Origin of the sequence: Bacillus sp. UNCCL81, assembly GCF_900112535.1 — a bacterium.
In the GTDB taxonomy this organism is placed as follows: Bacteria; Bacillota; Bacilli; order Bacillales; family Bacillaceae_G; genus Gottfriedia; species Gottfriedia luciferensis_B.
Window position 1 is genome coordinate 33404 of the sequence record NZ_FOMF01000002.1, and the last position, 14436, is coordinate 47839.

General features: G+C 33.3%; 15 protein-coding genes. All 15 read left to right on the top strand.

The window, feature by feature from the left end:
- Positions 1-9: 9 nt before the first annotated feature.
- The 15 genes from BM319_RS00205 to BM319_RS00275 all read left to right on the top strand — a co-directional run bounded on the left by BM319_RS00205 (position 10) and on the right by BM319_RS00275 (position 14314).
- Positions 10-1338, top strand: coding sequence for an aspartate aminotransferase family protein (locus BM319_RS00205; RefSeq protein ID WP_069033435.1), 1329 nt, complete (start codon positions 10-12; stop codon positions 1336-1338).
- Between the two features lie 65 nt (positions 1339-1403).
- Positions 1404-2033: a CoA transferase subunit A gene (locus BM319_RS00210; protein WP_286133816.1), complete on the top strand. Its 630-nt coding sequence runs from the start codon at positions 1404-1406 to the stop codon at positions 2031-2033.
- A gap of 14 nt (positions 2034-2047) precedes the next feature.
- Positions 2048-2692: a 3-oxoacid CoA-transferase subunit B gene (locus BM319_RS00215; protein WP_439097777.1), complete on the top strand. Its 645-nt coding sequence runs from the start codon at positions 2048-2050 to the stop codon at positions 2690-2692.
- A gap of 6 nt (positions 2693-2698) precedes the next feature.
- Positions 2699-3967, top strand: a complete 1269-nt coding sequence (locus BM319_RS00220) for a peptidase (protein ID WP_069033432.1) — start codon at positions 2699-2701, stop codon at positions 3965-3967.
- A gap of 324 nt (positions 3968-4291) precedes the next feature.
- Positions 4292-4786, top strand: a complete 495-nt coding sequence (locus tag BM319_RS00225) for a HugZ family pyridoxamine 5'-phosphate oxidase (protein WP_069033431.1) — start codon at positions 4292-4294, stop codon at positions 4784-4786.
- Positions 4787-4972: 186 nt separating this feature from the next.
- Positions 4973-5758, top strand: a complete 786-nt coding sequence (locus tag BM319_RS00230; RefSeq protein ID WP_069033430.1) for a polysaccharide deacetylase family protein — start codon at positions 4973-4975, stop codon at positions 5756-5758.
- 225 nt (positions 5759-5983) lie between these two features.
- A complete protein-coding gene (locus BM319_RS00235; RefSeq protein WP_069033429.1) occupies positions 5984-6463 on the top strand; it encodes a PH domain-containing protein in 480 nt (159 codons plus the stop codon).
- Positions 6456-7871 (top strand): PH domain-containing protein, encoded by a 1416-nt coding sequence (locus BM319_RS00240; RefSeq protein WP_069033428.1) that lies wholly within the window; start codon positions 6456-6458, stop codon positions 7869-7871. Before BM319_RS00235 ends, BM319_RS00240 begins: the two co-directional genes overlap by 8 nt.
- Before the next feature lie 105 nt (positions 7872-7976).
- Positions 7977-9413, top strand: a complete 1437-nt coding sequence (locus BM319_RS00245) for an FAD-binding oxidoreductase (protein WP_091021036.1) — start codon at positions 7977-7979, stop codon at positions 9411-9413.
- Positions 9414-9417: 4 nt separating this feature from the next.
- A complete protein-coding gene (locus BM319_RS00250) occupies positions 9418-9960 on the top strand; it encodes an MFS transporter (RefSeq protein ID WP_069033426.1) in 543 nt (180 codons plus the stop codon).
- Between the two features lie 274 nt (positions 9961-10234).
- Positions 10235-10414: a hypothetical protein gene (locus BM319_RS00255; RefSeq protein ID WP_069033425.1), complete on the top strand. Its 180-nt coding sequence runs from the start codon at positions 10235-10237 to the stop codon at positions 10412-10414.
- A gap of 159 nt (positions 10415-10573) precedes the next feature.
- Positions 10574-12085: an MDR family MFS transporter gene (locus tag BM319_RS00260; RefSeq protein ID WP_069033424.1), complete on the top strand. Its 1512-nt coding sequence runs from the start codon at positions 10574-10576 to the stop codon at positions 12083-12085.
- 102 nt (positions 12086-12187) lie between these two features.
- Positions 12188-12814: a class I SAM-dependent methyltransferase gene (locus tag BM319_RS00265; protein WP_069033423.1), complete on the top strand. Its 627-nt coding sequence runs from the start codon at positions 12188-12190 to the stop codon at positions 12812-12814.
- A 170-nt stretch (positions 12815-12984) separates the two neighbouring features.
- Positions 12985-13407, top strand: coding sequence for an RrF2 family transcriptional regulator (locus BM319_RS00270; protein WP_084006839.1), 423 nt, complete (start codon positions 12985-12987; stop codon positions 13405-13407).
- Between the two features lie 199 nt (positions 13408-13606).
- Entirely contained in the window at positions 13607-14314 is a 708-nt protein-coding gene (locus BM319_RS00275; RefSeq protein WP_069033421.1) for a nitroreductase family protein, read from the top strand.
- Positions 14315-14436 lie beyond the last annotated feature (122 nt).

Sequence of the window (14436 nt, forward strand, 5' to 3'; positions counted from 1 at the left end):
TGGGATAGTATGACTAAAAGGGATTATTTAATAAAACCACTTGTAGGTGATTGTTATCCGACAATTGATCGAGGAGAAACTATCTACCTATGGGACAAGCAAGGAAAGAAATATATTGATGGTTCTTCAGGTGCAGTTGCGGCAAGTATTGGTCATGGTGTTAAGGAAATAATTGATGAAATGGTAAAACAGGCCTCTAAAGTGGCATTTGTTTATAGATCACAGTTTACGAGTGAGGCGGCAGAACAATTAGCTGAAAAAATAGCTCAGCTAACACCTGGGGATTTAAACTGGAGTTTTTTTGTTAATAGTGGTACTGAAGCAACTGAAACAGCTATGAAAATGGCAATACAGCATTTTCAAGAAAGAGGAATTCATACGAAAACGAAGATTATATCAAGAAGCATGAGCTACCATGGTATCACCATCGGATCCTTATCTATGTCAGGGCACCCTTTAAGGAGGAAACGTTTTACTAGTTTACTAGAGGATTATCCTATGGTTGAAGCGCCGTATTGCAAAAGGTGCCCATTTGAATTAGAGCCTGAAAGTTGTGGGTTACTTTGTGCGACTGCACTTGATCGTACAATTCAGAAATTGGGTTCGGAAAATGTGGCAGCATTTATAGCTGAACCTATTGTTGGTGCGGCAGGAGCTGCGTTAACTCCTCCAAAAGGATATTATGAAAAAATTAAAGAAATTTGTGATAAACACGATGTCCTACTTATTGCGGACGAAGTAATGACGGGAATAGGTAGAACTGGAGAAATGTTCGGAATGAACCATTGGAGTTGTGTACCCGATTTATTAGTCCTTGGTAAGGGATTGGCGGCTGGTTATACGCCTATTGCTGCAGCAATCGCAAGTGATCGTGTAATGCAACCAATTTTAGAAGGCAGTCGACTTGTTATGAGTGGACATACGTTTAGTGCGAATCCTCTTTCTGCAAGTATAGCTTTAGCCGTTTTAAACTATGTCGAAAAAAACGGATTAGTACAAAATTCTAAAATACAAGGTGAAAAGATTAAATTAAAACTAAAAGAATGGCAGAAAGAGTATCCTTTTCTTTTCGATGTCAGGGGTGAAGGACTACTGATCGGTATTGAAATAAATGATGATCTGTTTGATTGTAAAAGTGTAACAAATCGTGTAATTGAGATTGCCAAAAATCATGGATTATTACTGTATCCATCTGTTAGTGGTCCATATGGAAGATCTGAAAATAGTTTCTTGCTTTCTCCACCTTTAGTCATTACTGATGCGCAAGTAAATGAATTGCTAACTTTATTGAAGGAAGTATTTAATGAGCTAAATCAAGAAGCAAAGGAGATTAAATAATGGCAATCAATACTTTCGGGAAAATCATTAGTATTGAAGAAGCTTTGCTTTATTTTAAAGATGATATGGTGTTAATGTTCGGTGGGTTTGGAGGAATCGGTAATCCACCAACATTAATAAGGAGCATTTTAGAGAAAGGTGTGAAAGATCTTACTCTAATTGGAAATGATACGGGTTTTCCTGATGTTGGGATCGGACAATTAGTGACGGCTAAAAGAGTAAAAAAAATGATTACAACGCATATCGGATCAAATCCGAATGCTGGAAAGCAAATGACAGATGGTACGTTAGAAATAGAGTTCAGCCCTCAAGGTACTTTTATCGAACGGATACGAGCGGGTGGAGTTGGATTAGGTGGCGTTTTAGTAGATATAGGGATTGATAGTGTAATAGATGTTGATAAACAGAGGGTGAATGTATTTGGAAAAGAGTATTTAGTTGAAACTCCTCTCATTTCAGATGTTTCAATTGTATATGCGAAGAAAGCAGATCCTTTTGGGAATTTAGTTTTTGATAAAAGTGCTCGCAATACGAATCCTTATGTAGCAATGGCCGGAAAAATCACTATTGCCGAAGTTGATGAAATTGTTCCTTTAGGAGCATTAGAACCTGAAGAAATTATCGTACCTGGCGCTTTTGTAAACCACATCGTTCAATCGGAAGGGGTGAATTGGAAGTGGGTTTGGGAAAAATAAATCCTAGGGAAATAATGGCAAAGCGTGCAGCAAAAGAAGTAAAGAGCGGTATGATAGTGAATCTTGGGATTGGAATTCCTTCACTTATCCCAAATTACTTACCAGATGATTGCCAAGTAATGTTCCATGCAGAAAATGGCGTGTTAGGTTTAGGTCCTACTCCACAAAAGGGTGAAGAAGATGAGAATTTATGTAATGCTGCAGGATTACCTGTAACATTAATTCCAGGTTCTAGTTATTTTGATAGCAGCATAGCCTTTGCGATTATTCGAAAAGGTTTATTAGATTTAACAGTACTAGGTGCTCTTGAAGTTAGTAAAAATGGTGATTTAGCAAATTGGATTGTTCCTGGTAAAAGAGTGCCAGGAATTGGTGGAGCAATGGACTTAGCTCAAAAATCAAAAAAAGTAATTGTTTTAATGAACCATACTAATAAAAATGGTGACCCAAAAATAGTCTCTGATTGTACACTTCCTCTTACATCTCCAAGTTGCGTAGATTTAATCATTACTGAAATGGCCGTAATTGAAGTTAAAAAAGAAAGTGGAGAGCTTTGGTTAAATGAAGTAATGTCTCCATATTTAGTCAGCGATGTGATTGAGAAAACTGGTGCTCCACTATTTGTGAACCCAAATGTTGTTGTTCATCGTTGGGAGTGATCAAAATTGGATTTGAAAGCTAAAATTAATGACTACATTCAAAAAAATAAGAACAAGGCAATTGAATTACTTCAGAATCTTGTTCGTGAAAAAAGTGTTTCAGGAAATGAAGCTGCTGCTCAAAAAATTGTTTCAAATTATTTACAGAATCTTGGATTAGTAATTGATCGTTTTGAGCCGACAATTGAGGAATTAACAAAATCATCCTATTTTATTTCAGAACGAACTTCATTTGAAGATAGTCCGAATATCGTTGCAATTCTAAAGGGAACAGGAAATGGTCGATCGATTATATTAAATGGACATATTGATGTGGTTCCTGAAGGTGAAATAAGTGGTTGGGAGCGCCATCCGTATAGTGGTGCAATCGTAGGAAATCGCTTATTTGGTAGGGGATCAACAGATATGAAGGGTGGAAATGTTGCTGCATTATTTGCGATTGAGGCAATAAAAAAATGTAATATTCCACTTAAAGGCGATATCTATTTTGAAAGTGTTATTGAGGAAGAAAGCGGAGGGGCAGGTACGCTAGCAACAATATTACGGGGATACGTTGCAGATGCTGTCCTTATTCCAGAACCAACTAAAATGAAAATATTTCCGAAACAACAAGGCAGTGTTTGGTTTCGAATAAAAGTAAAAGGTAAAGTTGCCCACGGTGGAACGAGGTATGAAGGAGTTAGTGCAATTGAAAAAAGTATAATGGTTATAAATCATATAAATCAATTAGAAAAAGTTCGAAATACAAGACTACTAGATGATCCACTTTACAAAAATGTGCCAATTCCAATACCAATTAATATCGGAAAAATAAATGGGGGTACTTGGCCCTCCTCAGTCTCCGATTTAGTTACTCTTGAGGGAAGACTAGGTGTTTCACCAAATGAAACAATTGAAGAAGCTAAACTTGAAATAACGAGGTGGCTTAAAACACTCTCATTAATAGATGATTGGTTTATTGAAAATCCGGTTGAGATTGAATTTTTCGGAGCAAGATGGTTACCAGGTAGTATCGATCTTGAGCATCCATTTATGGAATCTCTCAAGAAATCTTATCGTTATGTTTATAAAAATGAACCGATTATTGAAGCTTCTCCATGGGGGACGGACGGTGGATTATTTACACAAATCAAACAAATACCTACGATTGTGTTTGGACCAGGGGAAACAAAGGTTGCACATTATCCAAATGAATACATTGATCTAGATGAATTATTTCGTTGTGCGGAGGTAATTGCCTACACTTTACTAGATTGGTGTGGGGTAGATGAATAAAGAAGTATTTTATCAAAACAAGTAGAACACAAATGAAAACGAAGTCCCAAAATATTTTCACGGAAATAATTTGAGCTTTTATACTATAAAAATGTAAATATTGACGAACATAGACATTGATTGAAGAGGATGATATGAATAAACAAATCACTTCTTCAAATGAATGGTCAAAAGGGAGTAAAAGCTCTCTAAAACTTTGATATAGAAGGGCCTTAACTGTAACTAAGGCTCTTTAATTTTGATTTAAAATTCTGGAAATATAATTGATAATGATGATTATTATCATGAAATTTTAGGGGAATATTTTCTTTAAGGGAGATGCTTATGGAAAAACAATTAGAAGTTCAATTTAAAATATATGAAAAACTTCAATCTGAATGTAAAACGTTGATGATCAATTCAATGGATCATAAAGGGGATCCGCATATTAGTTATTCACCTTTTGTCATCTACGAAGGTAACTTCTATATTTTCATTAGTAAGATCGCAGCTCATTTTCAACATTTAGAAAACAATAAGTTTATAAGTATCATGATTATTGCAGACGAAGCAACTTCTCCAATATTATTTACAAGAGAGCGAATTCGATATAAATGTACTCCTGAATTCGTGGGCAATGTGGACAAAGAGCACATATTTGAAAAGTTTGTAAAAAATCATGGAGATCAGATGATTGAGGTTTTAAGAGGAATTGATCTGTCGTTATTCAAGCTTACACCAATAGAAGGTCGATTTATCGCTGGATTCGGTCAGGCTTTTGATATCAATCCGATTGAAGGAACATTCAACCAAATTGACCCTTCTAAAATGAACCACTAAATAGAAAGGCCCGTTACTACATTATGAGTAATGGGCTTTAATTTATTAATAGACAAGTTAAGCATCATTGTATAGTTAAATCGTAGGTAAAATAATTTTTTCAATTAGTATAAAATTACTATAAATAATGATAGATAAAATGGAAATTGGAACACTAAATAGTAAAAAGATAAAGGGAGGATTTATATGCGAAAGATAACTTTATTTTTTCTATGTCTATTTTTGTGGATGCAGTTACCAGAAAAGACACATGCTGCAGACAAAATTCCAATTTTAATTTATCATAATATCGATGAGTTTACGGGTCATGGAGTAAGGGATTTATTTGTTTCACCAGAGAATTTCGAAAAACAAATGATTTATTTACGTGATCATGGCTTTACGCCTTTAACTTTTGAACAATGGGGAGACCGTAATAACGTAAAGAAACCGATCTTTATTACAATTGATGACGGTTATAAAAATAACTTAAATGTGTTAAAAATCTTTCAAAAATTGAAATCGGATACGTTTACACCAAGAGCAACTATATTTGCGATATCTGATTATATTGGATGGCCGGATCGACTTTCTAGCACGGACTTAAAAAAGATGTCTGATTCAGGGATGTTTTCAATCCAATCGCACACTGCAACCCATCCGGATTTAAGGAAAATAGATGATTATAAGCATGAGTTGAAAGGTTCCAAAGATAAGATCCAATCAATCACCGGAAAAGATGTGATCGCGCTCTCTTATCCTTATGGTTATCATAATGATAAAGTAATTGAGGAAACAAAAAAGTACTATAAATTTGCAGTAGCGACAGATCCGAAATATTATCTTGAAAAGGGTACAAAGAATGAAGTCTATCTTTTACCTAGAATCTATATTAAGTATGACACTACGATGGATGAATTTGCTAAGATTGTAGAAGGACAAGCTAAGGTAATTGTAAATTTTAGAGAATCTGAAACTATTTATTACGATTGAAATAGGGTTACTCATAAGTCTTTGTACGTTAGACTCTATGAGTTAACCTTTTTTTATTGATTAATCAGCTTAAAGATATTTGCTTAGTTAAATGATTATTTTTTCATCAATTATGGGGAAAATTACCTTTTTTTAACTTTGTCGATAAATAGGAGGTTTGTGAATAGTTTGTCTCATGGTATGATATAGTAAGTGATAGATTAATGAGATAGAAAAGGTGATTAAATGAGAGCAAATCCATCACAAAGACCATCACCTAAAATGAGGTCAGTATGGAGAATTACATCGCTACTTAGCAGTATCTCTTTAGTTGCTTTACCAATTATCTATTATTTTCTTATGAGATATTTTTCACTTCCCTTCTTTATTTTAATGATTATAATCGGTGTCGTTATAGCGTTAATTATTTTTTTAACTTTATTTTTACCTACTCTTAAATTGAAATATACCGCATATGAGATTTATGAAAATGAGTTAGAAATTCAAAAAGGAATATTTGTTATTAAACGAATTGTAATTCCTATGGTCAGAGTTCAACACGTTACGACAGAAGTAGGACCACTACTGCGTCGATACGGTTTATCTACAGTGAATATTTCCACGGCTGCTACCACACATGAAATTGAAGGCTTAGAACACCATATCGCAGAAAAGCTTAGAGATAAAATTATCTACTTAGCAAGGATCAGTGATGACGATGTATGAGCCAAAAAGACAACATCCAGCTTATATACTTACCGTATTTTTAGAGCAAATTAAAAACGTACTAATACCACTTATTATACTTTTAGTTTCAGGTGGTAAAGGGTCAATGTTTCAATATTTGTTTGCTGCTGTTCTGATTGTTTTTCCAGTTGCTTCGGCAATCATAAAATGGTATCGATTTACCTACTATATAACTGAAGATGAATTTAGAATTCGTTCGGGATTATTTGTAATCGAAAATACATTTATTCAAAAAGAACGTATTCAGTCATTTTCAATTAATGCTGGATTTGTTCAACAGCTTTTTAATGTGGTGAGCGTACGAATTGAGACAGCTGGTGGAAAAAAAGCTGAAGGTATATTAAATGCAATACCTAAGGAAGTGGCACTTTCATTAAAAAATGAAGTATTAAACTCTAAAAAGAAAAAAGTAGGTTTGGTTGTAGCTGAGGAAAATAGTGTACAAGCAGTACCTTTAGTAGATATAAGTTTAACAATTGAAACGAGAAAACTTTTTTTAGCTGGCATCACTTCTTTTGAAGTTGGACTAGCTTTTGCCGTTTTAGCATCATTATTTTCACAAATCGAGGATTTACTTCCACATAGTATTTATGTGGCAATATATAATCAAATACAAACATTCACTTACATGATGTTTTTTATTGTATTTTTAGGTAGTTTATTACTTTCCCTAATTTTTTCAACCATTCGATACATATTGAAATTTGCAAACTTTACTGTCCAAAGAAAAGATGATCGAATAATTATTACAAGAGGGTTATTCGAAAAAAATGAATTTACGGTTTCGTTAAAACGAATTCAAGGAGTAGTTATAAAAGAAGGCATCATTCGCCAATTATTTGGTTATTCTACAGTTTACGTCGAAGCTGTTGGAATGGGGGATAAGCAGGAGCAAGGTAGACATGTTCTACATCCATTTATTAAAACGAAGGATGTCCACTTATTCCTAAAAAATTTTATTCCTTCTATTAACTATGATGAAATAACAAACCGAGCACCAAAAAGAGCCCGAAAAACGTATTATTCAAGAATGATTATTACGTTTCTTCTAATAGCAAGTGGAATTGTATTACTTCCATTTATTCACTTCTGGGTTTATGGCATTGTTTTAATCGGTATATTTATTGGGGAATTAGGATTTAGAAATGCAGGCTATACATTATTAGATCGAACTGTGATCATTCAATCTGGTTATTTATCAAGAACAACCGCGATTTTACCAAAAGAGCGAATACAAGTATTGATCGGTGAACAAAGTTTCCTTCAAAAAAGAGTAAAACTAAAATCTATATACATTACAATTCTTTCAAGCCAATTTGGTCGTACGTATCAGATAAGACATTTAGATGAAAAAGACGTAAATCGAATGATTGGTTGGTTTAGTTAATATCCATATTGAATAAGCAGATTGTAATAGAAGACGTGTATACATTAGTGTAAGCACGTCTTTTTTAACGCTTAAAATTATTTTTTCTATTAGGAGGAAAAGAACTTGGGGAAAAGAATATTTGTAGGAATACTCCTCTTAACCGTGTTTGTGACAGTTTTACATACACTGTGGAATAAACCTGCACCATTAAGGCATGGAGTAATTGATGATGTTGGCCATCTTCTTCCTACTAAAATTGATCGTATAGTCAAAGGAAAGGAAGTAGATCAATTAAAGAAAATTGTAATCGATGCAAAAAAACAAGGTAAGACAGTTTCAATTGCGGGCGAGCGACATAGTCAAGGAGGTCATACATATTATAAAGATGGTGTGGTGATTGATTTAAAAACATTTAATAAGGTTGAAAAAGTGGATCCCGTTCAGAAGACAGTAATTGTTCAAAGTGGTGCAACATGGGGAGATGTACAAAAAGCGATTAATCCTTATCATCTTGCCTTAAAGGTAACTCAGTCACAAGAGATATTCTCAGTAGGTGGTTCATTAAGTGTGAACGCACATGGTCGTGACATTCGGAATCACTCATTAGCTAGTACTGTTAATTGGTTTACATTATTAACACCAGATGGGAAAGTAATTAAAGTAAGCCGCACTGAGAATAAAGAATTATTCCCATATGTATTAGGTGGATATGGATTGTTTGGAATTATTTTGGAAGTAGAGTTTCAACTAACAAATAATGAATTATATCGAGTAGAAACAAAAACGATGGACTATAAGAAATATCCAAATTATTTTAAGAAGAACGTTTTAGAAAACCCAAATGCAAGAATGCATATTGCTAGGATTTCTGTAGCACCAGATAGCTTTTTAGACAAGGTTTATGCAATTAATTATACGGCAACATCCCGTAAAATGACCGATTCAGATCAAGAGCTGAAGGAAGATCATTCCGCTTTTTTACCGAAGCTTGCGTTAGGTATGTCCAGAACTTCGGATATTGGTAAAGATCTTTTTTGGGATTTTCAATATCGCTTTATTCACTCCCTAAATGGAAACTATGAAACACGTAATAATGTCATGCGTTCTGAAAGTAAGTTTATGGAATTCGATGACCGTCAAGATACACAAGTTTTACAGGAATTTTTTGTGCCTGTAAATGAATTTACTCGTTACATTGATGATGTTAGAGAATATTTGCAATATGAAAATTTAAATATATTAAATATCACGATTCGTTACGTTGAAAAAGATGATGAAACAGTCATGAATTATGCAAAAGATGATATGTTTGCTTTCGTTGTTTTGATTCAACACGGTAAAGATAAAGATTCTGTTCAATATGCAAAAGAGGTAATTCAAAAGTGGACTGATCTAACTTTGGCGCATCGAGGAACTTATTATTTACCGTATTATCCATATCAGTCTAAGCAACAGATGGTAATAGCATATCCAAAAACGCAAGATTTTTTCAATAAGAAAAGAGAGTTTGATCCAAATAATGTATTTATGAATACTTTTTATGAAAATTATGGGGAGTAATCCTATGAACCGTTTTTTAATTGCATTGCTTAGTATTATTGGATTTAGCAGCTCTTTAGTATTTCCATATTATGTACTCTTCTTAAGGAATATAGGAGATGCGTATGACGTATTTAGTTTATTATATGGACTTTTTTCATTAAGTTTAAGTGTCGTTGTATATTTTGGTGGCAGATTCGTTGACCGGGTTTCACCATTTTTATTAATGATATTCCATTCATTATTTTGCTGTTTATTGTTTTTTTCACTTCCTTTGATCGATAATATAAAAATTGTTTATATTGGGCAAGTTTTATTTGGAGGATTTACTGCGTTATTCAAGATCGCTGAAAAGAAATTATTTATGAACGCTTCTTCCGATTTTTATAGAAGTTACTTATTTTGGACTTCTTTTGTAACAGCTATTTGTATTATTGGTGTAGGAACTTTACTTGAATCAATTGACATTCAATTTATGTTTCATTTAGCAGCTTGGCTTTTCTTAATAAGTGCAATTGGTCTTTGTTATAAATTGATAATGAACAAGAGGCTGACTGGTCCTAAGTAATGTATCCAAGGTAACACAACAATGTTTTGTTTTTGTGGGTTATTTTTGTACGTAACGTTGTTGTATTCCTTTTTATACAATAAAGTTACTGAATAAGTAGCATGATATACATATAAAATACTGTTTTTAATAAAAATAAAATAATAAATTAAAATTTATATATTGTTTAAGTAACGAAACAATGTTATATTAACTTTAAATTAATTAAAGTATTTATGGTGACATTTATTACTTTATGTGAAGTTAAATTGTATGGAAGGAATGATTATATAGTATGAGACATGAGGAAGCTGTAGGAATTTTTTATGCTGCTTTTGTAATTTTAGGATTAACGATTGGTTTAGGTGTAGGCTATTTTACATCGCATTTAATCGTAGGCGGATTTCTTGGTTTTGGAATTGGAATAGGTTTAGGTCTATTAAGTAATGCTATTTTATACATTAATAGAGACTGATTTTGATTGCTGTGCTAATTATCGCCAAAGATTAGCTCTTTTTTTAGACTAAGCGTCTCGAAAGAATATCGTTTTTAAGTCAGTCAAATACTTAAGTTAGGCTATGAATACAGTATTGAAATTAATTTTTATGCTTGAAATGTAAAAGGAGAGATGGTTATGCAAAAAAGGGAAACAAAATTGGTTCCTGTTATGATTGCGTTATTACTTGGGATATTTTTCGCTTCCCTTGATAACACAATCGTTTCTACGGCGATGCCTACAATATTAAAAGATTTAGGTGGCTATGATAAATTTGTTTGGGTAACTTCAGCTTACTTAGTTACAGAAATGGCTGGGATGCCAATTTTCGGTAAACTTTCTGATATGTACGGTAGAAAAAGATTTTTTATGTTAGGAATTATTTTATTCATTTTAGGTTCAATTCTTTGTGGAACAGCAAATTCGATTATTCAGTTGAGTATTTACCGTGCAATTCAAGGTATTGGTGGAAGTGCTTTAATGCCAATTGCTTTTTCAATTATTTGGGATGTGTTTCCTGTTGAAAAGCGTGGTAAAATGAGCGGTATTTTTGGTGCCGTTTTTGGATTATCAAGCGTTCTTGGTCCATTAATTGGTGCTTATATTACAGATTATATTAACTGGAGATATATTTTCTATATAAATATTCCTTTTGGACTTTTAACACTTGGACTAATTAGTTATTTTTATATCGAATCAAAAAACCACACGAAGCAACAAATCGACTGGTGGGGTGCAACAACTTTTGTTATTAGTATCATCTGTTTAATGTTTGCACTTGAGCTAGGTGGAAAAGAATACGCTTGGGATTCAGTTCAAATTCTTGGATTATTTGCTGGATTTGCTGTTTTCCTTATTATCTTTTTATTCATTGAACGGAAAGCTGCTGAACCGATTATTTCGTTTAGTATGTTTAAATATCGTCTGTTTGCTGCTAGTAACTTTGTTGGATTATTTTATGGGGCGGCATTCATCGCTGCAACAATTTACATTCCAATCTTTATCCAGTTTGTTCAAGGTGGAACAGCTACGAATTCTGGTTTAGTTTTATTACCAATGATGGTAAGTGTAAGTATTTCTGCCGCATTTGGTGGAGCTTTAGCAAATAAAACTAGTTATCGTAATATCATGGTTGGATCGGTTGTACTTTTATTAGTAGGTATTATTTGTTTAGGTACTTTAACACCTGATACGTCTAAATTCCAAGTGATTGTTTATATGATCATTGTTGGATTTGGTGTAGGGGCATCGTTCTCAGTTCTTGGTATGTCTGCGATGCATCATTTTGATAATGAAAATCGTGGTTCTGCAAGTTCAACTAACGCATTCCTTCGTGCTCTAGGCATGACAGTAGGTATTACGGTATTTGGTGTTATTCAACGAAATGTATTTACAGATAAAATTGCTGATGCATTTGCAAAAAGTGGCGCACCTCAGAATTTCTCTAATATTAATCAGGCCTTTACTCCTGAAGCTGCCAAATTGATTCCTGCGCCAATACTGACAAAAATTACTGACGTGTTTTCAACATCAATTGCTCATACATTCCTTTGGACATTAGTTCCAGTAGGATTAGCATTGATTTCAATTTTCTTAATGGGTAACGAGCGTTTATCAGATAAAGAAATGGCAAAGAGCAATGCTTCATAAATAGAAATAAAAAAGAAAGACCTTTGGTCTTTCTTTTTTTGAACACAATAATCTAACTTAAGTTGGTAAGTAGATTAAATGATTTTAAAAGGGGATTTAGATATGGCAGAAATTTGGGAATCGAGTTTTATAGAAAATCAAATGATGTGGGGGTATGAACCTTCAGACTCTGCAATTTTAACAAAGGACTTTTTCCTTGAAAAGAACGTTAAGGATGTATTGATTCCGGGGATTGGATATGGTAGAAACGCAAAGATTTTTACTGACAATGGAATAAACGTAACAGGTATTGAAATATCAAAAACAGCGATTGAATTGGCAAGACAAAATGGAATTAATTTTACTATTTTTCATGGTTCAGTAACAGACATGCCTTTTGACCAAAAGCTTTATGACGGTATATTTTGTTACGCACTTATTCACTTATTGAATGATCATGAGAGAGAGAAGTTTATTAAAGATTGCTATAATCAGCTAAAGCCGAATGGCTACATGATCTTTACTACGATTTCAAAGGATGCACCAATGTTTGGAAAGGGCAAACAGCTAGATAAAGATTACTTCGAAATAATGGAAGGGATAAAAATGTTCTTTTATGATTCTGACTCGATCAAACAAGAATTTGGAAACTATGGACTCATCGAAGTTTCCGAAATTCTTGAACCACATAAGAATATGGAAAGTAAACCTCCGTTTAAATTTACGATGGTGAAATGTCAAAAGAAATGATCCTTACAAATCTTATTGTCATTAAAAACTACGAATCATTATTGTGAATTTAGGAAAAGTCATAGGGTTTTTCTAAATTCACTTAATTTTTTTCACCCTGTATTACATTTATTTAGATAAGGTTGTCTTTTTCAAAAAATAGTTTAGACTAGTAACTGAGGTGAATGATCTTGAAAGATAAGGTTTCTAGTACGAAATGGTTTGGACTAGCACTGCAATCTCTATTAGTTTTAGCGGAGCAAGACGGAATTTGTCCAAGCGCAGTATTAGCTCAAAAACTTGAAGCACAATCTACTTTTTTAAGAAAAATTCTTGCTAATTTAGTTAAAGCAGGCATTATTTCAGCTAAAGAAGGACGAGATGGTGGATATTATTTAGCCAGAGGTGCTAATGAAATTACTTTAAAAGATGTTTATGATGCGATGAGATCAGATCCATATTCAAAAGGCTTTTTAGATGTAAATAGTAAGGAATGTTTTACGCCATCTACACGATCTGCTTTATATGATTTAAAAGATGAGATGGAAAGCTGGCTTGTTGAAGGTCTTGCAAAGAAAACAATTTCAGACTTATTACCAAAGGAAAATGGGTAAAATAAAATCGAAACTAGTTTCAGACTGACCGCCAAACGCTCGCAATCAGTCTGAAAATCAAATTATTAGTATTTTTTCTAATTTAGTCGAAACTAAGATGTTTCGATTTTATTTTTTTATAAACTGTAGTTGACTTTTATACAGTTAAAGTCATATACTGTATTTATAAATAGTGCAGTTAAATAAGGAGAGATTAAATATGTCTAATGTTAAATCTGAAAAAGAAGAGTATTTAAATAAAGTAAACGAAATTGATTTTGGTAAAGAAGCGCCAAAAGAACTTGATAGTACGGATTTCTTCACTGTAGCAAAGGAAAGAAGATCAGTTCGTCATTACGATCCAAGCTTTCAAATGTCTGATGATGAAATTAAGGAATTACTAGAAATTGCAGTTCAAGCTCCATCTTCTTCAAATTTACAACCATGGAGATTCCTTGTCATTAAAGACCAAAATACTAAACAAAAATTATTACCAATCGCTAATAACCAACAACAAGTTGTGGATGCATCTGCAGTAATCGCTGTTTTAGGTGATACAGAAGCATACAAAAATGCTGATCGCATTTACGATGAATTAGTTGAAAAAGGTATGATGACTCAAGAAGTGAAAGACTTCTACGTTGGATCAATCGTGAAAAACTACGGTAGTTTACCAGAAGAAATTGCAACAAAAATTGCGATGGTTGATGGTGGATTAGTTTCAATGCAATTTATGCTTGCAGCAAAAGCAAAAGGTTTAGATACAGTTCCAATGGGTGGATTTGACCAAGCGAAATTTGTAGAAGCTTTCAATGTACCAGCAAACTTCAAACCAGTTATGCTAATTTCAGTTGGTAAAGGAATCAAAGCAGGTTTCGAAAAAGTTCGTTTAACGTTAGATGAAGTTGTTGCTTGGGATCAGTACTAAGTACTTAGAAGAGTATGTAGAGCAGGGATAAGGGAAACCTTGGACCTGTTCTTTTTTTGTTTGAAGGAAATTTGCATCCGTTTAAAGAATAACTTTTTTAAGGGGAGTAATGACCGAGCTAA

Coding starts and splice junctions, on each gene's coding strand:
- BM319_RS00205 (WP_069033435.1), top strand. CDS start 10: ATGACTAAAAGGGATTATTTAATAAAACCACTTGTAGGTGATTGTTAT.
- BM319_RS00210 (WP_286133816.1), top strand. CDS start 1,404: ATGGTGTTAATGTTCGGTGGGTTTGGAGGAATCGGTAATCCACCAACA.
- BM319_RS00215 (WP_439097777.1), top strand. CDS start 2,048: ATGGCAAAGCGTGCAGCAAAAGAAGTAAAGAGCGGTATGATAGTGAAT.
- BM319_RS00225 (WP_069033431.1), top strand. CDS start 4,292: ATGGAAAAACAATTAGAAGTTCAATTTAAAATATATGAAAAACTTCAA.
- BM319_RS00230 (WP_069033430.1), top strand. CDS start 4,973: ATGCGAAAGATAACTTTATTTTTTCTATGTCTATTTTTGTGGATGCAG.
- BM319_RS00235 (WP_069033429.1), top strand. CDS start 5,984: ATGAGAGCAAATCCATCACAAAGACCATCACCTAAAATGAGGTCAGTA.
- BM319_RS00240 (WP_069033428.1), top strand. CDS start 6,456: ATGTATGAGCCAAAAAGACAACATCCAGCTTATATACTTACCGTATTT.
- BM319_RS00250 (WP_069033426.1), top strand. CDS start 9,418: ATGAACCGTTTTTTAATTGCATTGCTTAGTATTATTGGATTTAGCAGC.
- BM319_RS00255 (WP_069033425.1), top strand. CDS start 10,235: ATGAGACATGAGGAAGCTGTAGGAATTTTTTATGCTGCTTTTGTAATT.
- BM319_RS00260 (WP_069033424.1), top strand. CDS start 10,574: ATGCAAAAAAGGGAAACAAAATTGGTTCCTGTTATGATTGCGTTATTA.
- BM319_RS00265 (WP_069033423.1), top strand. CDS start 12,188: ATGGCAGAAATTTGGGAATCGAGTTTTATAGAAAATCAAATGATGTGG.
- BM319_RS00275 (WP_069033421.1), top strand. CDS start 13,607: ATGTCTAATGTTAAATCTGAAAAAGAAGAGTATTTAAATAAAGTAAAC.